Source organism: Streptomyces sp. NPDC029152 (assembly GCF_055564355.1).
In genome coordinates this window covers 394,784-414,301 of sequence record NZ_JBVHWR010000002.1, presented here as the reverse complement: position 1 = coordinate 414,301, position 19,518 = coordinate 394,784, and the positions used below count along the sequence as shown (strand labels likewise).

The window sequence follows — 19,518 nt, the reverse complement described above, 5'->3', positions numbered from 1 at the left end:
GTGGCGCGGAAGTCGCTTCTCGTCAATGCCGTTGAGTGCGGAAGGAAAGATCATCGATGATCGGTTGCCCGCGTCGCGGACGCACACCATGAGCCGCGCGGATGTCGCCCAGCCGGTGCTCATGCCGATGGGCCGGCCCCGGCCCGGGAGGTGCAGCGTCCTCGTCCACGCCGCCGGCGGTGGCGTCGGGGCCTACACGGGCGTCGGGTTCGCCCTGCGCCGGTCCGGCCCGGTCTTCGCCCTGCGCGGGTACGGGCTGGGGCCGGGGGAAGAGCCGGACCGCAGCGTCGCCGCCATGACGGACCGCTACCGGTCGCTGCTGGCGGAGCTCCCCGAGCCGCCGGATCTGTTGTTCGGCTGGTCGCTCGGCGGCGTCGTCGCCTGGGAGCTGGCCGCCCGGCTGGCCGAGGAGGGACGGCGGCCACGGGTCGTGATGGTCGACAGTCCGGCCGCCCGCATCGACCGGGACCCGGCGGCGGCACGGCGGTGGCGCGAGCGGGTCCGCGCCTCCCTCGCCTCCGACGACAGCGGCGTCCCCGCCGACCGGGTCGCCGCGACCGCCGACGCGCACCTGGACGCCGTCGTCTCCTACCGGGCCGAGGCGCGCCACGACTGTCCCACGCTGCTGATGCCGTGCGCGGACGAGGACAACGGCGAACACCTGGCGGTCTGGCGCGAGGTGGCCGCGAACCTGACCGTACGGCCGCTGCCCGGCGACCACTTCACCGCCTTCGACGGCGAGCGGCTGCCCCTTCTCCTGGACCACCTCGGTTCCTTCCTCGCGAGCACGGAGGAGCGGCATGCCTGACGGTCTCCTGAGCCGGGCCCGCGCGGCGTTCGACGCGGCCCCGCCCGTGGGCGACCCCGCCTACGACCGGTACTGCCGTCTCCTCGGCGAGGAACTCGTCTCCCACTGGCCGCAGATCGCCAGGGCCAACGCGGCGGACGTCGCCGCGGCCCAGCGGCTCGGCATGCCGCCCACGCTGGTGGAGCGGCTGCGTCTGACCGACGCCCACCGGGACCGGATGGTCGCCCTCACCGGGATGACCCGGGACGAACTGCGGCAGGTGCGCGAGACCGAGGTGCCCGTCTCCGGCGCCGCGCGGCACGTCCACCGCGTCCCGCGGCCCCTCGGCGTCGTCCTGATGGTCTACGAGGCCCGGCCCACCGTCACCGTGGACGGCGCGCTGCTCCCGGTCGCCGTCGGGAACGCCGTGCTGCTGCGCGGCGGCAAGGAGACGGCCGCCACCAACGCCGCCCTCGAACGGGCCGTGCACGCCGCGCTCACCCGGGCGGGACTGCCCACGGGCCTCGTCGCGGTGCTGGACGACCCGCAGCGCCGGCTGCTGCGGGCCCTGCTGAAGCGGCCCGACCAGGTGGACGTGCTCATCCCGCGCGGCAGTCCCGCGCTCGTGGAGTACTGCCGCACCAGTGCCATCCCGCTGATCGCCGGCGGCGGCGGCGTCAACCACCTCTACGTCCACCGCAGCGCCGACCTGGATCTCGCCGTGCGTGCCACGCTGGACAGCAAGCTGCCCGAGCCGGCCGGCTGCACCTCCGTGGAGACGCTGCTGCTCGACCGCGCCGTCGCCCGGGACTACCTCGAGGCCCTGGCGCGCGGGCTGGCGGGCCGTGAGACGGAGCTGACCCTGCACACGGCCCCCGAACTGAACGCCCTCGTCCCCGCCACGCTCAAGACCGAACCCCTCGCCGCCCACGACCTGGGCCGGGAGTTCCTCGACCCGGTCGTCGCCGTCGTGCCGGTCGACGACGAGAACGCGGCACTGGATCACATCCGCCGCCACGGCTCCGGGCACACCGAGGGCGTCGTCGCCCGGGACCGGCACGTCACCGACGCCTTCCGACGGCGTGCCGACGCCGCGATGGTCGTGGTCAACGGCTCGCTGCGATTGCACGACGGCCCGACCCTCGGTCTGGGCACCGAGATCGCCATCGCCACCGGCCGTCTGCACGTGCGCGGTCCCGTGACGCTCGGCGCACTGGTCACCCACAGCTACGTCACCGACGGCGCCGGCGCGCTGCGCGGCTGACTCCCGGCCCCACCCCATTCCCGAAAGGCGTGCCATGCCCCAGGAACTGTCCCTCGACCGGGACGCCGTCGCCACCGTCGTCAAGAAGGTGGTCGTCGCCGAGTCGCGGCTGTCCCTCCCGCCCGACCGCGTCGCCGACGACGAACCGCTCGTCGGCGACCTGCTGAACGTGAACTCGCTCGGTTTCGTCGGCATGCTCGTGCGGATCGAGGACGAGCTCGACGTCACCCTCCCCGACGACCTCTTCGTGGGTCGCAGTTTCCGCACCGTCCGGGACCTGATCGACGTCGTGACGGCCGCGGAGGTGCAGCGGTGACGCACGGGATCCCGACCCGCTGGCGCAGTGTCCTGCCCCACCTGTCCGAGCCCCTGCCGCCGGACCGCACCCCGGCCCGCTCCGACGGCGGGTCCGGCGAGATAAAGATCAACATCCCGACCGAGCTGATCCGGCACAGCGTCTCGGCCCGTGAGTACTGGGACATCCCCGCCCCGGTCGTCGACCGATACCGCCAGTACCGCCCGACCCCCCTGTGGCGGGCCCGCGGTTTCGAGGAGGCCGTCGGCGCCCGCGTCCCCGTCTACGTGAAGAACGAGGGCGTCAACATCTCGGGCAGCCACAAGCTCAACACGGCGCTCGCGCAGGCCTACTACTACCAGAAGGCCGGCGTGAAGGAGCTGGTCACGGGCACCGGCGCGGGCCAGTGGGGCACCGCCATGGCCGCGGCGTGCGCCCTGTTCGGACTGCGCTGCCGGGTGTTCATGGTCGAGTCCAGCCTTCGGCGCAAGCCCTACCGCGGGGTCCTGATGCGCATGCTGGGCGCCGAGGTGCACGCCAGTCCCAGCGGCATGACCAAGGTCTCCGCCAAGGAGGACCCGGCCGCCGGCAACAGCCTGTCGCTCGCCATCGGGGAGGCCGTCGAGTACGCCGCCGAGCACGACCAGGTGGCCTTCTGCATCGGCAGCGGAGAGACGTACAGCATCCTGCACCAGTCCGTGATCGGTCTGGAGGCGGAGGAGCAACTGGCGGAGCTGGGCGCCGAGATCGGCGCGGTCGTCGGCTGCGTGGGCGCCGGATCCAACTTCGGCGGCATCGCGCTGCCCTTCCACGCCACCGCCCGGACGGCCGGCGAGGAGGGGCCCCGCCTGGTGGCCGCCGAGTCCAGCAGCACACCGAAGCTCACGCGCGGCGTCTACGCCTACGACAAGACCGACGCCACCGGCAGCGGCCCGATGGAGGCCATGTACACCATCGGCAGCGATTACCGGATCCCGGACGCGCACACCGCGGGCCTGCGTTTCCACGGCGCGGCGAAGCTCATCTCCGCGATGCGCCACAGCGGGGACGTAGACGCCATGGCGGTCAGCCAGGCGGACGCCCTGGAGGCGGGCCGGCTGCTCGCCCGCCACGAGAGCGTCCTGCCGGCGCCCGAGTCCGGACACGCCCTGGCGGCCGCCGCCCGTATCGCCGCCTCGCCCGACGCCACCGGCGGGGTGCTGGTGTGCGTCAGCGGCCACGGCTACCTCGACCTCGGGGCCTACGAGCACTTCCTCGACGGCGGGGTCGAGGACCAGTCCCCGCCCGACGAGGCGCTCGCCCGTGCGGTGGCCGGGCTGACGCGGGTGGAGACGCGCCCGTGACGGCCACCGCGGCCCCGTCCGTGCGGACCGGGATCCTCGACTGCGTGCAGGTCAACCTGGCGGTCCTCGCGGACCGCCGGCACGGGCCCGGACGGCATCTCGCGCTGGGGGCGCGCCTGTGCTTCCGGCCGGGACCCGGACCCGACGGCCTGCCCACGGTGGACCCCTCACCGGAGGAGCACCTGCGCGACGGAGCCGCTCTCGTGGGCCTGCGGCCGGACGCCTTCGCCCACCGCGTCCCCGCGGACGGGCTGCGCGCCATGGCCGGAGGGGCGCCGGTGGTCTACGCCGTCGCCGACTCCTACGACATGCCGTGGCTGCCCTACGCGGGCCGGGCGCGCATGGAGCACAGCTTCCTGGTCGGGGCGCACCCGGACGGAGCCGAGGTCGAGGACGCGTACGACAACGAGACGGCGTGGGGTCCGGCCCGGCCGGGCCGGTGGACGTTCCCCTGGGAGCGCCTGCCCACCGCCTCCTTCGCGTGCACCCTGTCGCCCGCGCCCGGGTACCGCGCGCCCCGGCCGGAGCTGCGCCTGGACGATCCGGCGGCGTACGCCGAGGCCTACGCCGCCCATCCCGACCGGCTCGCCGCCCTGCGCCGGCTGACCGCGGAGACCTGGCTGCTGACGCGGGCCCGGCACCTGCACGCCGCCTACCGCGAACAGCTCGGCGAGCGGCTGGACGCGAAGGACCACCTGCGCCGCTGGGACCAGCTCACCGCGACCGCGTTCATCGCCCAGCGGCGCGCCGAACGGGGCAGGCCGGTGCCCGGGACCCTGCTGCCCGAACTGGCGTCCCTGCTCACCGCCGATCGCGAGGTGTTCGCCGTGCGGCCCCACCGGCCCTGATCCCGACCCTGCCCGACCCCCACCACCCACCCAAGCGACGGAGAAGCCGTGAACCAGCCCTTCATCGACCTGCTGACGCCCTTCCTCCCCAACCTCGGGGACCGTCCCCTCACCGAGGACAGCCGCCTGCACGACCTCGGGATGAACTCCATGAAGGCCATCGACCTGCTCTTCGCCATCGAGGACGGGCTCGGGGTCTCCCTTCCGGACGAGGACCTCAACGACACCACCTTCGCCACCGCCGGCAGTCTGTGGGCCGCGGTGCAGCGGGCGGGCGCCGCCGGGAAAGACCACAGGGCGGCGGCATGAGCGTCTCCGCAGTGCGGGAGCCCGCCACCGCGGCCGGCTCCCGGCTCGGCACCCTGCCCGCCGACACCGGCGGCGCCGACCTCTGGCGTGTCCTCGGCGCGGAGAACCGGCTGGCCGGGGTCTACCGCGGTGACGATCCGCGCCGCGGCGTCGACGCGGCCGCGCTGGGCGCGCTGCTGACGGAGGTCGACCGCCGTTTCGGCGTCGGTTCGACGCTGGCCGTGACCGTCCCGCTGGCCACCTGCCTGCCGCTGCTGGCCGGGGGGACCGGCCCGGCCGCCCGGACGCTCGCCGACAGCCTCGGCGGCCGTACCGTCGTGGCCCTCGCCGCCACCGACGAGGCCTCCGGCTGCGACCTGGCGGCGCTGGACACGCGCGTCTCCTTCGACGGGGACCACGTCCGGCTCGACGGCGCCAAGCGCTGGATCACCAACGCCACGACGTGCGGTGCCGCCCTCGTCCTCGCCCGCCACCGGCCGGGCCCCCACTTCACCAACTTCACCTGGGTGCTCGTACCGGCCGACGCGCCCGGCGTGCGCGCGGAACCGGCCGGGACGGAGCTGTTCGACGGCTCCGGGACCGGTCACCTCACCTTCGACGGCGTCCGGCTGACCCGCGACCACGTCGTGGGCGGTACCGGCCGGGGACTGAGCGCCTTCGCGGCCCACATCGCCACCGAGCGGCTGGCCGGCGCCCTGTGGGCGGTCGCGCTGTGCGAGCGGGTGCTGCGCGACACCGCCGGCCACCTGAGGCGGCGGCGCCACGGCGACGGGGTCCTGTGGGAGCGGGAGGGGATACGCCAGCGCTGGGCGGGCGCACTGCTGCGCGCCCGTCAGCACCGCGCCCTGACCGAGAGCCTCACCGAGGCGGTCGCCGCCCGCCGCGACACCTCGGCCGCCGCACTGCTCAAGGCCAGCGCCGCCGAGACCGTCGAGCACGTCCTCGACGTGTGCGCCCACCTCCAGGGCGCGCACGGCTTCCGTACCGGAGGCCCGCAGCACCTGCGGGCGCAGGGGGCCCTGTTCGGGATCGGCGGCGGCACGACCGAGGTCGTCCTGGACATCGTGGCCGAGACGGCCCCCGAGAGCGGTCCTGGGGAGCTGCCGTGAGAGTCCTCGAGATCAGCGCGGGAGTGTGGGTGGCCACCGGTGGGGCGTCCACCGGACGCCTCACCCCCGCCGACCTCGCCGCGGCACGCGGCCGGCCGGCCTGGCGCGCACGCGAGATCCTGGACGGGCGTGCGCTCCTGCGCGGGCTGCTCGCCGAGGTGGCACCCGACGACGCCGGCGAGCCGGTCGTGGCCGGCCACAACGGCAAACCGGCCCTGCCGGGCCGGTCCCGGCCCGGCATCAGCATCTCCCACGACGGGGAGCACACCGTCGTGGCCGTCGCGCCCGGCCGCCGCGTCGGGGTCGACGTGCAGGTGCCGCCGCGGCACGTCGGCCGCTCGATGGTCCGGCGGTGCGCCGCCCCGTACGCGAACCACCTGTACCGCATGCCGGCGCCCCTGCGGCACACCGTCTTCACGGAGATCTGGACGGTCCAGGAGGCCTGCGTGAAGACCGACGGCACCGGCATCGGGGGGCGCCCCTGGAGCATCGACGTGCCCCCGCATCTCGACCACGGCGACTGGCGCGGACTGCGCTGGCGCAAGGTACGAGACCTCATCGACGTACCCGTGGCCTGCGCCTGGGAGGCGACACCATGACACCTGCCCTGTCCTGCTACTCCACCACGCTCGTGGAGTACCTGGGAGGCGCGGCGGCCGGCCGTCTGGCGGCGGCGGTGCACCTGTGGGTGCGCACCGACGGACCGGACGGCGCGCTCGCCTTCTCCCACCACGACCGCATCGACGGCGGGACCCTGGTCCACGACCACCGTCCGGACTGGCCGTCGGCCCGTGCGGCGCTCGCCGGCCTGCTCGCCGAGGAGGGGCAGGTGATCGTGTCGGGCAACGCCTTCCACCTGCCCTGGTCGCCGCACCACGGGGTGCGGACCGTGCCCCACTGGTTCCTGCTGCGGGCCCACGACGGGGAGGGGTGGCGCGTGGCCGATCCGTTCCGCGCCCTGATGCCCGGCGGCGAACAACTGCCCTACGCCGGAGTGCTCGACGACGACTCGCTGCGCCGGGCGCTGACGCCGGTCGGACGGCTCGACCCGGCCGTCCGCAACCGGGACGCGCACGCCCTGGGGGAACCGGTGGACGCCGGACCGACGGACGCCTACCGCTGGCTGCGCCGGGCCGCCACTCCCCCGGCCGGCCTCCCGGCGCAGTGGCCGGGCGCCTGGCTGCGCGAGCCGCAGGAGGTGTTCGCGTACCTGCGGGACCGCCTCACCGGTGACGGGGACCTGCTGGAGCGGCACATCGACGACCTGTGGGCGGCGTCCCGGCACCAGCTCCACCGGCTGGGGCCTGACCCCGACCCGGACCTGGCCGACGCGTGGACGCAGTTGCCCAAGGCCCTGCGCTTCGCCGCCGACTCCGCACGCCGCGGACGCCCCCGCACCGGTGTGGTCGAGCGGGCGCTCGACACCCTCGCCGAGCTCACGACCGGCAGGGAGGTGAGCCGTGCTCGGGGTTGAGACGACGACCGCCCGGACGGTCCCGTCCGTCGACACGGCAGTGGACGAGGCGCTCTTCCGCGCGGCGATGACGTCTTTGGCGAAGTGCGTCGCGGTCACCACCGCCCTCGGACCGGACGGACCGGTGGGGTGCACCACCACCTCGCTCATGTCGCTGTCCGTGGCGCCGCCGAGCGTGCTGCTGGCCTTCGGCACGGGCGGACGCACCCTGGACGACCTGCTCGGTGCCGGCCGGTTCGCCGTCAACGTGCTGTCCCACACGCAGGGGCCGCTGGTCCGGCGCTTCGCCACCGGCACCCCCGCACAGCGCTTCCGGGACACACCGCACGCCGTGCTCCGGGGCGTCCCGGTCCTGCACGACGCCGCCGTCGTGCTGACCTGCGACGTCGCGGAGACCTTCACCGCCGTCGACCACGTCCTGATCGTCGGCACCGTGCGCCATCTGACCGCCACCCCCGGCTCCCCGCTGGTGCTCGTCACCGGGGAGCCGCACATCGCCACACCCCTACCGCCGGCTCCGGCCGCGCCCGACGACCTGCGTTGACCTGGAGAGACCATGCCAGTGACTCCCGCACCCGTGGTGCCCCACCGGCCCGACGAACGCTTCGACGAGTTCCTCCTGGCCGCCGCGGCCACGCACCCCGACCATCCCGCCGTGGTGGAGTACGCGGACGGCGCGGAACGGGTGACGACCTTCCGCGGCCTGCGTGAGGCCGCCGAGCGGTACGCCGCCGAACTCGACCGCTTCGGCCTGCAGATCGGCGACCGCGTCATGATCGTTTCCGATACGTCCGCCGAGGCCCTCGCCCTCGTGCTGGCGTGTTCGTCGCGCGGCCTGCCCTTCGTCCCGGTCAGCCCCGAGACGCCGGCCGAACGGCGGGAGACGATCGAGCGGCTGGCCGAGCCCGCGCTGTGCCTGGCCGCCGACGGGGAACCCGGGACGGCCGTCGGACACGGCCGGTTCGGCCGGGAGGGCATCGAGGTGCCGCGCCCGCCGGTGCGCCGTGAGCGGCTGCGGCGCGCCGTGACGCCGGGCGACACCGCCTACATCATCTTCACGTCGGGCACCACGGGCCGGCCCAAGGGCGTGGTGATGAGCCACCGGGCCGTCGTCGCCTTCTACCGGGGCATGATCGCCGAGGGGTTCGTGTCGGTGGGCGACCGGGTGGCGTCGACCTCCCCCCTCCAGTTCGACTTCTCGCTGCTGGACATCGGCATGGCGCTGGGCGGCGGAGCGGCGGTGGCCCCCGTCCCGCGGGCCCTGCTGCGCTGGCCGACGAGGTTCCTCAAGGTGCTGCGCGTCACCCGGGCCACCCACGTCAACGGTGTGCCGTCCATCTGGCGGCAGACGCTGCGCCACATCCCCGACCGGCTGGCCGACCTGCCCGATCTGCGCGGAGTGCTCTTCTGCGGGGAGGAGTTCCCGCTGGGCGAGCTGCGCCACCTGCAGCGCCTGCGGCCCGGCATCCGTCTGATCAACTGCTACGGGGCGACGGAATCCATGGCGGCCAGTTTCGCCGAGGTCCCCGACCCGCTGCCCGAGGACGTGACGCACCTGTCGATCGGCGACGGGCACCGGGGCACCGACATCCTCCTGCTGGACGCCGAGGGGACACCCGTGCGCGAGGAGGGCGTCGTCGGCGAGATGTACCTGCGCAGCCCGGCCCTGATGACCGGCTACTGGGGAGACGCCGAGGCCACGGACGCCGCCCTCGTCACCGACCCGCTGGAGCCCCGCTCCGGGCAGCGCCTGCTGCGGACCGGCGACCTCGCCTTCCGGGACGCCGACGGCGCGCTGCGCTTCTGCGGACGCCGGGACTCCCAGGTGCAGATCCGCGGCAACCGCGTGGAACCGGCCGAGGTGCAGCGACGGCTGCTGGCCCACCCCGAGGTCTGCGAGGCGGCCGTCGTGGTGTACGAGGGGCCCGACGGGAACGCCGAGTTGAGCGCGTTCGTCGTGCTGGCCGAGGGCGCGGACCGGACGGCCGAGAGCGATCTGCTCGCCTTCTGCCTGCGCTCGATGCCCGCGTACATGGCGCCCGGCGTCGTGCGCATCGTGGGAAGCCTCCCCGTCAACCAGCACGGGAAGACCGACCACCGGCAGCTGCTCGCCCGGCTCCTCACGGACGCCGCCTGACCGGCCCACGGGTTCCGTGGCTCCCGCAGCGGGGCCCGGAACCCGTTCAGTCCGCTCCGACCACGTCGGAGGCGGCCTTGAGCACGGCGTCGAGGACCGGGTGCCCGCCGTCGCCGCGCCGCCACAGGGCCTGCGTGTAGGTGGGGGTGGCGGGCCGCCAGTCGACGATCCTGCGGAGCCGGCCGTCGGCGATGTCCTCGGCCACGGTGACCTCGGGAAGCAGTCCCACGCCGATGCCGCTCTCGGCCATGCGCTTCACCGCGGTGATGGAATCGAGTTTCAGCGTCCGCCTCGCCCGCAGGGTCGACTCGACCTCGTTCAGGAGTCCGCCGCAGCGACGGACGTCGAGGTCGGCGGTGACCAGGATCGACGACACCGCCTCCTCGGGGCCCGGGCGGACGTGGGCCCGTCGCCCTCCGGCCACCAGGACGAACGGCTCGGGACACAGATCGCGGTGCTCCAGATCCTCCTGTAATGCTCCGCTCCCTATCATGAACACGCAGTCCATCTGTCCGTTGCGCAGCATGGAGAGTGCTTCTTGGGGGGTGGACAGCCGGAGCGACACATCCATTTCCGGGTATCGCAGGAGCAAGTATTCGATGAGCGGGAGCAGTCGGTGATTTATGAGGCTTTCCGACGCGCCGACGCAGATTTTCCCCTGCGGTGCGAGTGAGGCGTCCGCCATACGCCGGACGTGGCCGCTGAGCCGCACGATCTCGCGGGCCTGTTCGAGGATGGAACGACCCGCTCTCGTCGGTCGGACACCGCCCGGCAGGCGCTCCAGCAGGGTCAGGCCGAGCGTCCGCTCCAGTGCCTTGATGCGGTTGGTCACCGTGGGCTGGGTCACCTGGAGCACGTTGGCCGCCCGTGTCACGCTTCCCGCGTCCACGGCGCCCAGGAAAGCCTCGAGATGCCGTGTATCCAATTCTTCCCCCGTGTGAGTCGACCCGTCGAAATGCAAGCCGTCTTCTCTGCCGGCTTTCTTCTCACGCTGCGCCGTCCCGTCATTCTGGTCACGGACGGCGTACGAGCGGTCACGGTTTTCGGAAGCCTAGTCTCCCCCCTCCCCCTCATCAACACGTTTGGTATGTGCAGTTATGGGGAGGCGGCTTTCCTGGACAGGTGATTTCACGTCAGTTTCGTGAACGCCGTCGGCCGGCCCGGCACCGGGACGCGCGTGCCGGTGCGCGTTTCTCTTCGCTGCCGCTGCTCGGGAAGCCGGCACGGGGCCGGCGAGCACTCCGATCGTCCGGTCCGGCATTCGTGACGTGGTCCGGATCGAGCCATGTGATCGGAACGGCGGCTGCCGTTCCGGCTTCACCATCCACGCGCGGTGCCGCGGAGGCCGCGGCGACAGCCGGGCGGGCGGGTCCCTTCGGGCGGCGTCGCGGTGGCGGTGGCCGGCCATCGGGTCGAGCGCCCGAACGCGGAGATCGGTCGCGTCCGGTACGACTTCCCGGGCCGTGACGGCCGCTCCCACCGCTCCCCGGACAAGGAGCGGAGGGAAAGCACCAGCAACACCCGCCGTACGGTCGACCCGGGCGGCCGGCCCCTCGGGGCCGAGGGCGGCCGCCACCACGCCTTCCGCCGTCACCGCCAAAGGGCTGTCCCGTAACCGCCGCTCGCCGTGGCGCCGTTGCACGGAACGGGTGAATCCGCAGAAAACAGGTTCTGGTCTCGATCAGGCCAGCCTCCTGCCCCCTTTGCGGCTCACCAGTCGAGGACGCAGGCGGTGCGCGAGACAAAAGGTCACGTTCCGCCCAGGAGGCCCGCACGTCGGCCTGAAGACCCCTCGCCGGGCCGTTGCCCGTGCAGTGACAGGCACGGTTCAGGCAGCCGTTTCGGTTCACGCCCGGGACCAGGGTTCCAGTCCCCCGCCCATCGACGGGTGAGACTGCCCCCCGGGCCGTTCAGGGGGGCGCAGCGGATGGTCCGGGGCGTCCCGGCGCGGCGAGAGTCGGGCCCATGAACACGCACAAGGCCCTGCTCTCCGTCCTGCTCGGTACCACCCTGGCCGTCGCCCCGGCCGCCTTCGCCGCCACCCCGTCCGCCCCGCCCGCCGCATCGGCCTCCGCCGGCGCCGCCGCGCCCGTCGGCCCACAGGAGACCGCGGCCCCCGAGGCGGCCCTCGGCCGGGTGGCCCACCCGCTGCGCACCACCGGGCCCCGCGGCGGCCCGGCCGACCTCCGCCCGTTCGGCCGGATGGTCGGCGACGCCCGGGTGGTGGGCCTGGGCGAGGCCACCCACAGCTCGCACGAGTTCCTCACCCTCGAGCACCGGGTCTTCCGGTACCTGGTCGAGGAGAAGGGCTTCCGGGCCTTCGCCCTCGAAGCCCCGTGGAGCACCGGACTGCGGCTCGACGCCTGCCCCCTGCGCGGCGAGGGCGACCTGAAGCAGATCATGGACGAGGGGTTCCAGGGCACCTACCGGTGGTGGAACAACGAGGATCAGGCGCAGATGTTGCCTTCTGACCAGGTACGCGTCGCTCCACCGCCGAGGTCCTGGAAGTGAACCACCGTGCACTGGAAGTTCTGTCGGATCTCACCGCCGACCCTGTACTCGTAGGACGTGGGGTAGCCCGCGAAGCCCCTCTCGCAGTCATGCGCGCACCAGTAGTCGCCGATGTATCCCCAGACCGGCCACGCGCCACTGCGCGGAGACCAGTAGACCGTCCCGTGGTCGAACTGCTGACGGCGACCGAACCCGTCGGGGTTGACCAGTTCGCCCGTGACGGGGCAGCCGAGCGCTCCACCCGGGCCGCCCATGTCCACGTACCGCTGCTCGATGGCCCCTCCGGCCTCCGGCCTGTTGGAGCAGTACGGGGTGGCCGGCGCGGGCGGGGCGGCCGACACGACGAGCACGCTCGTCAGCAGGGCCAGCAGGCCCAGCACTGTGCCGACCCGACCTTGTACTCCTCGCCGGACAACCGCACCGAGATAGGTCATGCGTCCGCCTTCCTTCCCTGAAGGACTCGTAGGGGCACCGGACCGTGCCCTCTGCGGAGCACAACGCGTCCACCGTCGTCGAGGCAACTGTTCATCACAGGAGACGTGAACCGGCCAGGGTGACATCGACCGCCAACCGGTCGGCGCCACTCCCCCGGGATCCCGGGGGATGTCTCTGAGCACGCCGCTGGAGTGAACAGGTAATTCGCTCCGGGGCCAAGGGCTGTTCCGCAACTGCCGCTCGTCACCGGGGAGTGACGTGCAGCCCCCGGACGTGCCGGTTGAACTGTGTGCCGTCCTTGCTGTGCACCTGCCCGCCGGGGGTGGACCCTGCCCGCCGCGCGACCGGCTCGGGATCATCGGGGCGACGGGTTCGGCCGGCACCGGCGCGGACCAGGCGGCCTGCGAGAACTTCCACACGACGCGACGCCGCAACCCACAGGGCGCTGCCGTCGCTGTTCGCGGCCCGACGGATGCCTCACAAGAGTTCGTCCACGAAGACCTCCAGCGGACGGCCCGCCGACACCGCGACGACGTTCACGCGGCTGTGGCCAGGCGTCACGTCCTCGGCGCGTCGTCGACTGTGCCCGCTCTCCGCCGTCGGAACATCGGTGTCGGCCGTCAGCGCTGCGGCGCCTCAGACCGCCGGGGTCCTGTGCTGGTGACGCCGTCCGCCTCGGCCGCGTCGGCGAGGGCCTGGGCGGCTGCCTCGGCCGCCTGCGCGGTGTCGTTCGCGGCCTGGGCCGCCATGTCGTCGTCGGACGGCTTCTCGCGGGTGGCCGGTGACGGCGGCAGCACCTCGCTGAAGGCCCGGGACACCCCCTGGAGCGCCGAGGTGATCTCGCTGGGGATCACCCAGAAGTTGTTGCCCTGGCCCTGGGCGAGCTGAGGGAGCGCCTGGAGGTACTGGTAGGCGAGGAGCTTCGGGTCGGGGTCGTTGCGGTGGACGGCCTGGAAGACCTCGTCAACGGCCCGGGACTGCCCCTCGGCCTGAAGGATCGCGGCGGTGCGGTTGCCCTCCGCGCGCAGGACGGCGGCCTGCTTGTCGCCCTCGGCGGTGAGGATCTGCGACTGGCGCTGCCCCTCGGCGCCGAGGATCGCGGCCCGCTTGTCCCGCTCGGCCCGCATCTGCTTCTGCATCGCGTCCTTGATGGACTGCGGGGGGTCGATGGCCTTGATCTCCACCCGGTTGACGCGAAGCCCCCACTTGCCGGTCGCCTCGTCCAGCACACCCCGGAGCTGGCTGTTGATGGTGTCACGTGAGGTGAGGGTCTTCTCCAGGTCCATGGACCCCACGACGTTGCGCAAGGTGGTGACGGTGAGCTGCTCCACGGCCTGGAGGAAGTTCGCGATCTCGTAGAACGCCGCACGCGGGTCGGTGACCTGGAAGTACAGGACGGTGTCGATCTCCACGACGAGGTTGTCCTCGGTGATGACCGGCTGCGGTTTGAACGAGACGACCTGCTCGCGCAGGTCGATCAGCGGGTGCACACGGTCGATGTAGGGGATGACGAGGCTGAGGCCGGGGGTCAGGGTGCGGTGGTAACGGCCGAGTCGCTCGACGTTGCGCGCACGCGCCTGGGGGACGATGCGCACCGCCCGTATCAAAGTGAAGATCACCAACAGGGCGACGATCAGGCCGGCGATCAGCGAAGCTGAGATGTCCATCGTTTCAGTCCTGGGGGTAGACGAGCGCGGTGGCGCCTCTGATCTCCATGACGTCGACGGTCGATCCGACCGAGATCACCAGCGTTTCGTCGTAGGAGCGGGCTGACCACTCCTCGCCGTCGATACGGACCCTGCCGTCGGAATCCGACACCTCCGAGACGACGTAGGCGGGCTTGCCGATCAGCGCGTCCACGCCGAACCGTGCCCCTTGGGGCTGAAGCACGTGGCGCAACGCGATCGGCCGCACGAACAACACGGTGACCGTGGCGACGACGGCGTACACCAAGAACTGGAAAGGCACCGACAGCCCGATGGCGGCCCCTCCGGCCGTGACCAGCGCGGCCACGCTCAGCATGCCGAGCGCAGCAGTGAGCGTGAAGAGCTCCGTCACCGCCAGAACGGCTGCGACGATCAACCAGACAAGCCATGGATCCATGACGCACCTCTCCTCACCGCTCGGGTGTAGAGGGCGGATCGTGCCGTTCAGTCCTTCGACCGAGCGGGCACCTGGGGTGCCGCTGTTTTACCTACTTTACCGGCGTCCCTTCCTGATGGCCGACCCCTCGACGGGCGAGAGCGAACCGAAGGCGACCAGAGTAAGACGTCCCGCCGATCCGCTCACCGCGCGGGCCGCGCCCTCCCGGCCAAGCTGCACGCGGACAAGGGCTACGGCTGCCCCCACCTGCGACGATGGTTATGCACGCGCGGCATCGGCCCCGCATTGCCCGCCGCGGCATCGAGAACTCCACGCACCCGGGCCGACACCGCTGGGTCGTCGAACGCACCATCGCCTGGCTGTCCGGCCACCGCAGACTCAGCCCTGCTACGACCGCGGTCCCCGCAACCACCCGGCCCTCCTCGGACTCGCCGCCGCCCTGTGCTGCTGCAAACGACTCGTCCGCCCCACCACACAGGGCACGGTGACAGGCAGCACTGTGGCGCGCGCTGGGCCGGATGACGTCCAGCAGGCGTCGGGGGATGTCGTGAGCAGGAGCGGTGGCCCACCGTGCGACCACGATGAAGAGCAGCTGCTCGGGAATCCTGAACCACAACGGCGTGGCCGGGGCGCCGTTGAGCGGAATGTCCTCGAGGGCGGCGTAGGTGTCGGCCGGAAGCATCAGCGCAAGGAGTACGGCCAAGCAGATCCCGGCCGCCGGGCGTGTCCAGGAGCGCCGGGGACATGGACGTCCCGAGTTGGGGTCGGTGGGACGACAAGATGACCGTGGGCGTCACAGTAGGGCCGAGGCGGCGGGAGCGGGCGACGTCCGGGCCGCAGGGCTCGAAGGAGGCCGGGTCCGCCGTGCGGGCGATGCGTTCGGGGTGGACGGCGAAGTCGGCGAAGGTGCCGGTGCCCCTGGGCGGGGATGTGCCCGCCGTGGGCGAAGAACAGGGGCGGGGCGGCGTCCGGGATGAGGACGGGGCCGGTGCGGACCGGCGGGCGCTGGGTCCTGGGAGCGCCGTACCCGCGCGGCAGACTCCGCCGCGGGCCGACCACGTCGGCCGGCCGGTTCGAACCCCGGTCTCCGGGTCGTTGACGCCTTCCCGTGTCTCTCCGGCCCTCGGTGCTCGTGCCTTGGCGGTGGCGTGCTCGTTGAGCGTGTCGAGTCGGTTGTCGAAAGCGGATGTTGGGGGGGACGGCGTGGAAGTGGTGGACGTGCACCATGCGTACCGTCGACGGGCGGTGTTGCGCGGGGTGGACCTTCGGTTGCGTCCGGGTGTCATCGCCGGGGTCGTCGGGGAGAACGGGACGGGGAAGTCGACGCTGCTGAAGATCGTGGCCGGTGAGCTGCGGCCGAACCGCGGGACGGTGCGTCACAGCGGCCGTTTCGGCTACTGCCCGCAGCAGGTGGTGCTCAACGACGCGTTGACGGTCGCGCAACATCTGGAGTTCTTCCGAGCCGCGTTCCGGCTGGTCGATCTGAAGTACGCCGAGGAGCTCGTGGACGTCCTGGGTTTCGCGGACTGCGCCGACGAGCGCGCGGGCGTGCTCAGCGGCGGGACGCGGCAGAAGCTGAACCTGACGCTGGCGTTGATGCACGATCCGCAGGTGGTTCTGCTGGACGAGCCGTACCAGGGTTTCGACTGGGAGACGTACCTGCGCTTCTGGGACCTCGCTGCCCGGTTGCGGGCTGCGGGCCGGTCGGTGCTGGTGGTCTCGCATCTGGCGTGGGACACCGAGCGGCTGGACGAGCTGTGGCGGCTGGACGCCGGCCGGCTGCACCTCCGGGGGGAGGCGAGCGCTGCGTGAGGAGGCATGCGAGGCTGTTCGCCACCGCCACCCGCTTCGTGCTGGTCGAACACGGACGTAACCGGTTCGCCATGGTGCTGGTGGTGCTGTTCCTTCCCGTCTGGACGACACTGGCCTACCTGGCCATGCCGGACGACCGGGCCAGGATGCGACTGCAGGCCACCGGGCAGTGGCTCACCCCGCACGGCAATGAACTCACCGCGATCAGCGGTGCCTTGAACGCGGTCACGCTGATCACCGGATTCCTGATGTTCGCCGCCACCTTCCATTCCGGCGGCTTCGACAAGCGCCTGGCCCTGGCCGGCTTTCCCCGCCCGCACCTCGTCGCCGCGAAGATCGCCGGGCTCACCGTGGCCTCCGCGCTGGTCGCCGCCTACGCCACCGCCGTCACCTGGCTGACCTGGTCGCCGCGCCAGCCGGCCCTTCTCGCGGCAGCCCTGTTCTGCGCCGGCCTGACCTACGGCATCCTCGGCATCGGCTTCGGCTGCCTGCTGCGCCGCGAGGTGGAGGGCATGTTCGCCATCGTCATGACCAGCATCATCGACCTGGCCCTGCAGAACCCGGTGACGAGCTCCGGAGCCGACAGTCCCGGACTGCGCCTGCTGCCCTCCTACGGCGCGATGCAGGCCGCCACCGCCGCCGGGTTCTCCACCAGGGCCGTCCCCGGCTGCCTGGCCATCCAGCTGGCCTGGTTCGCCGCAGCCTCCGTGGTCGGTCTGCTCGCCTTCCGCCACCGCACCCGCACCGCGCTGCCCGCGCACGCCCGCGCCCTGCCCGCACCACGCCAGGACACCGACCGGGAGAAGCACCCTGCGCAGTCCCGCGACACCCCACGCTGAGCTGCACCGAAAGAGACCGGACACGCAACCTCGGCCCCGCCGCGTCGTTGACCCGGACGTGCCGGCACCGAACATCTCTTCCGATCACCGCCCGCTCTTCAGGCGCAGCACAACGGGCGACGACCCCGTCCTGCGAGCCGCGTACGAGGTCTGCCGTCGGCAGACCCGGCGCGACCCGGCCGAGTACGCGCTGATCCAGCTGGTGCCGGCCGTACTGCGCCCGGCCTGCTGGGCGCTGTGGGCGGCGGCGAACGCCGTCGACGACCTGGCCGACGCCCCTGACGCCACGGCCGCGGAGCGCGCCGCCCGGGTCGAGGCGTGGATCGCCGCTCTCGACCGGGACCTGGCCGCGGCGACGAGCACGGACCCGGTGCGTCATGCCCTGGTCGACACCGCGGTGCGCTGGCGCCTGGACCTGACCGGGCTGCGCGGTGCGCTGGAAGTGGTGCGTGACGATACGGCCGGGCGGCGCTTCACCGACTGGGCCGGCTGGCGGGCCTGGGGCCGCGGCAACCTGCTGCCGTGGTTCGAGCAGACGCGGGACCTTTTCGGCCGGGCCGGGGTCCCGGTGGCCCTGCGCCTGGACCACCAGGACGCTTACGAGCAGTTCCTCGACGGTGTCCGGCTCACCGACGTCCTCACCGACCTCGCCGCCGACCTCGCCCAGGGGGACCTCCTGCTGCCTCTCGAGGCGCTGGTGGGCCACCCCGGCGCCGAGCAGGACCTGCTGGAGCGCCGCTGGAGCGAGCAGGTCGCAGCGCTGGTCCCCCGCCTGACAGCGACAGCGCGCCGCTGGACGACCCAGCCCGAGCTGACGCGCGGCATGCACCCCGGGCCGGCCACCGTCGTCGACACCATGGCGGCCCTCCTGCACGCCCAGCTTGACGCCGTCGACCGGGCCGGCCCCGCGCTCCTGCGCGAAGCGCCGCGCCCCCGCCTCATCGCCGGCGCCCGCGTCCTCGCCCCCGCCCGGCTACGGGCCGCGCTGGCCTGGAAGCTCACTCCCCTGATCACTCCTGGGCCGCGCCGGGACGTCCTGCCCCACGCCCCCGCCACTCCCCTCCCCGTCCCGGCCGCCCGCACCGGCTACAGCAAGCCGCCGCCCCACCCCGAGGGCCTCACACCGCCCCGCGTTCCCGCCGACCGGATGCCCGGTCACGTCGCGGTCATCATGGACGGCAACGGACGCTGGGCCCAGGAGCGCGGACTGCCCCGCCGCGAAGGCCACTTCGCCGGAATCCGCGCCGTGCGCGACATCGTCCACGGCGCCCTGGAAATCGGACTGCCCCACCTGACCCTCTACGCGTTCTCCACCGAGAACTGGCGACGTGACGCCGACGAAGTCGGCCACCTCCTGTCAGCGATGCGCGACGAACTCCAGGCAGACCCCTACCGCGACCTGGATGTGCGCCTGCGCTGGTCCGGCCGACCCGAACGCCTGCCCAGCGACCTCGTCGAAGCGCTGCGCCGGCAGGAGCACACCACCCGCACCCGCAGCGCCCTGACCCTGACCTTCTGCATCGACTACGGAGGCCGCGACGAGATCACCCGCGCCGCCGCCTCCCTCATCCGCGCCGCCCGGGCAGGCCGCATCACCCCGGACCTGCTCAGCGAGCACGACGTCGCCGCACACCTGCCCCACCCCGACCTGCCCGACGTCGACCTGCTGTGGCGCACCGGAGGCGAACGACGCACCTCCAACTTCCTGCCCTGGCAAGCCACCTACGCCGAACTGCACTTCACCGACCTGCACTGGCCCGACGCCGACCGACGCCACCTCTGGCAGGCCATCACCGCCTACGGCAAGCGCCAACGCCGACACGGCGCCGCCCCACCCGCAGCACGGAGCGCCCCACCACCAGCTGACAGCACTCCCACAGGGACCGATCCGGCGGCCGGATAGACGGACGCCACGGACCGCTGCGTCGATGCCATCAGCCGCGGCTCCAGCAGGCCGAACGGTCACCGTGGCTTGCGCAGGCCGCGTCGAAGCAGAGCAGAGCGCTCCGAGGGGAACGGCACAGGAGGTGAACACCACCTCTTCACCGGTCGGGAAGATCCTCGCGCCCGGCGTCCAGGCGCTCACCGCGGTGTGGCCCTGGGTGCTTCCGGTCCGACCGCCCGCGCCGGACCGGAGGAGGCGTCGTGACGGACGGGCGGGTGGCTCCGTGTCCCACTGAGCGCGGCGGTCGTGTTCCTCCGACACGACGATCCCCCTCGCCCGAGCGGACCGACCGGGCGAGGCCGGTGGT

Annotated in this window: 19 protein-coding genes and 1 pseudogene; 16 read left to right on the top strand and 4 right to left on the bottom strand. The window is 72.9% G+C overall.

Annotated elements, in window-relative coordinates:
* The first annotated feature begins 88 nt into the window (after positions 1–88).
* From ACZ4V6_RS05765 to ACZ4V6_RS05715, 11 genes are read left to right on the top strand one after another with little or no spacing between them, the layout of a single operon-like run.
* Entirely contained in the window at positions 89–808 is a 720-nt protein-coding gene (locus ACZ4V6_RS05765; RefSeq protein WP_467822791.1) for a thioesterase domain-containing protein, read from the top strand.
* Positions 801–2,051, top strand: a complete 1,251-nt coding sequence (locus ACZ4V6_RS05760) for a glutamate-5-semialdehyde dehydrogenase (RefSeq protein WP_467822789.1) — start codon at positions 801–803, stop codon at positions 2,049–2,051. Before ACZ4V6_RS05765 ends, ACZ4V6_RS05760 begins: the two co-directional genes overlap by 8 nt.
* Before the next feature lie 34 nt (positions 2,052–2,085).
* Positions 2,086–2,367 (top strand): acyl carrier protein, encoded by a 282-nt coding sequence (locus ACZ4V6_RS05755; RefSeq protein ID WP_467822788.1) that lies wholly within the window; start codon positions 2,086–2,088, stop codon positions 2,365–2,367.
* A complete protein-coding gene (locus ACZ4V6_RS05750) occupies positions 2,364–3,689 on the top strand; it encodes a TrpB-like pyridoxal phosphate-dependent enzyme (RefSeq protein WP_467822787.1) in 1,326 nt (441 codons plus the stop codon). The genes ACZ4V6_RS05755 and ACZ4V6_RS05750 overlap by 4 nt, the downstream gene beginning before the upstream one ends.
* Complete coding sequence (locus ACZ4V6_RS05745) at positions 3,686–4,537, top strand: hypothetical protein (RefSeq protein WP_467822786.1); 852 nt, start codon at positions 3,686–3,688, stop codon at positions 4,535–4,537. Before ACZ4V6_RS05750 ends, ACZ4V6_RS05745 begins: the two co-directional genes overlap by 4 nt.
* A gap of 48 nt (positions 4,538–4,585) precedes the next feature.
* Complete coding sequence (locus tag ACZ4V6_RS05740) at positions 4,586–4,846, top strand: acyl carrier protein (protein ID WP_467822784.1); 261 nt, start codon at positions 4,586–4,588, stop codon at positions 4,844–4,846.
* Positions 4,843–5,955, top strand: a complete 1,113-nt coding sequence (locus ACZ4V6_RS05735) for an acyl-CoA dehydrogenase family protein (RefSeq protein ID WP_467822783.1) — start codon at positions 4,843–4,845, stop codon at positions 5,953–5,955. The genes ACZ4V6_RS05740 and ACZ4V6_RS05735 overlap by 4 nt, the downstream gene beginning before the upstream one ends.
* A complete protein-coding gene (locus tag ACZ4V6_RS05730) occupies positions 5,952–6,554 on the top strand; it encodes a 4'-phosphopantetheinyl transferase family protein (protein ID WP_467822782.1) in 603 nt (200 codons plus the stop codon). The genes ACZ4V6_RS05735 and ACZ4V6_RS05730 overlap by 4 nt, the downstream gene beginning before the upstream one ends.
* The gene (locus tag ACZ4V6_RS05725) at positions 6,551–7,429 is read left to right on the top strand and encodes a hypothetical protein (RefSeq protein ID WP_467822780.1); all 879 of its coding nucleotides are present in this window, start codon (positions 6,551–6,553) and stop codon (positions 7,427–7,429) included. Before ACZ4V6_RS05730 ends, ACZ4V6_RS05725 begins: the two co-directional genes overlap by 4 nt.
* Complete coding sequence (locus tag ACZ4V6_RS05720) at positions 7,416–7,973, top strand: flavin reductase family protein (RefSeq protein WP_467822778.1); 558 nt, start codon at positions 7,416–7,418, stop codon at positions 7,971–7,973. The genes ACZ4V6_RS05725 and ACZ4V6_RS05720 overlap by 14 nt, the downstream gene beginning before the upstream one ends.
* Positions 7,974–7,985: 12 nt before the next feature.
* Entirely contained in the window at positions 7,986–9,566 is a 1,581-nt protein-coding gene (locus tag ACZ4V6_RS05715; protein ID WP_467822777.1) for an AMP-binding protein, read from the top strand.
* A gap of 46 nt (positions 9,567–9,612) precedes the next feature.
* On the opposite strand, the gene ACZ4V6_RS05710 is transcribed toward ACZ4V6_RS05715, so the two are convergent.
* Positions 9,613–10,491: a LysR family transcriptional regulator gene (locus ACZ4V6_RS05710; RefSeq protein ID WP_467822775.1), complete on the bottom strand. Its 879-nt coding sequence runs from the start codon at positions 10,489–10,491 to the stop codon at positions 9,613–9,615.
* A 1,040-nt stretch (positions 10,492–11,531) separates the two neighbouring features.
* On the opposite strand from ACZ4V6_RS05710, the gene ACZ4V6_RS05705 reads away from it, so the two are divergent.
* Positions 11,532–12,077, top strand: coding sequence for an erythromycin esterase family protein (locus ACZ4V6_RS05705; protein ID WP_467822773.1), 546 nt, complete (start codon positions 11,532–11,534; stop codon positions 12,075–12,077).
* On the opposite strand, the gene ACZ4V6_RS05700 is transcribed toward ACZ4V6_RS05705, so the two are convergent.
* The 3 genes from ACZ4V6_RS05700 to ACZ4V6_RS05690 form a co-directional block, all read right to left on the bottom strand.
* Positions 12,014–12,511, bottom strand: a complete 498-nt coding sequence (locus ACZ4V6_RS05700; RefSeq protein WP_467822772.1) for an LGFP repeat-containing protein — start codon at positions 12,509–12,511, stop codon at positions 12,014–12,016. The two genes, ACZ4V6_RS05705 and ACZ4V6_RS05700, sit on opposite strands and share 64 nt — an antisense overlap.
* Before the next feature lie 621 nt (positions 12,512–13,132).
* Positions 13,133–14,179 (bottom strand): SPFH domain-containing protein, encoded by a 1,047-nt coding sequence (locus ACZ4V6_RS05695; RefSeq protein ID WP_467822771.1) that lies wholly within the window; start codon positions 14,177–14,179, stop codon positions 13,133–13,135.
* A gap of 4 nt (positions 14,180–14,183) precedes the next feature.
* A complete protein-coding gene (locus ACZ4V6_RS05690) occupies positions 14,184–14,615 on the bottom strand; it encodes an NfeD family protein (RefSeq protein WP_467822770.1) in 432 nt (143 codons plus the stop codon).
* A 168-nt stretch (positions 14,616–14,783) separates the two neighbouring features.
* Here ACZ4V6_RS05690 and ACZ4V6_RS05685 point away from each other — a divergent pair.
* The 4 genes and pseudogenes from ACZ4V6_RS05685 to uppS form a co-directional block, all read left to right on the top strand.
* A pseudogene (locus ACZ4V6_RS05685) lies at positions 14,784–15,090 on the top strand (transposase); the annotation flags it as partial.
* Between the two features lie 728 nt (positions 15,091–15,818).
* A complete protein-coding gene (locus ACZ4V6_RS05680) occupies positions 15,819–16,427 on the top strand; it encodes an ATP-binding cassette domain-containing protein (protein WP_467822769.1) in 609 nt (202 codons plus the stop codon).
* Positions 16,424–17,266 (top strand): ABC transporter permease, encoded by an 843-nt coding sequence (locus ACZ4V6_RS05675; protein ID WP_467822768.1) that lies wholly within the window; start codon positions 16,424–16,426, stop codon positions 17,264–17,266. Before ACZ4V6_RS05680 ends, ACZ4V6_RS05675 begins: the two co-directional genes overlap by 4 nt.
* Positions 17,267–17,324: 58 nt before the next feature.
* Complete coding sequence (uppS, locus tag ACZ4V6_RS05670) at positions 17,325–19,169, top strand: polyprenyl diphosphate synthase (protein ID WP_467822767.1); 1,845 nt, start codon at positions 17,325–17,327, stop codon at positions 19,167–19,169.
* Positions 19,170–19,518 lie beyond the last annotated feature (349 nt).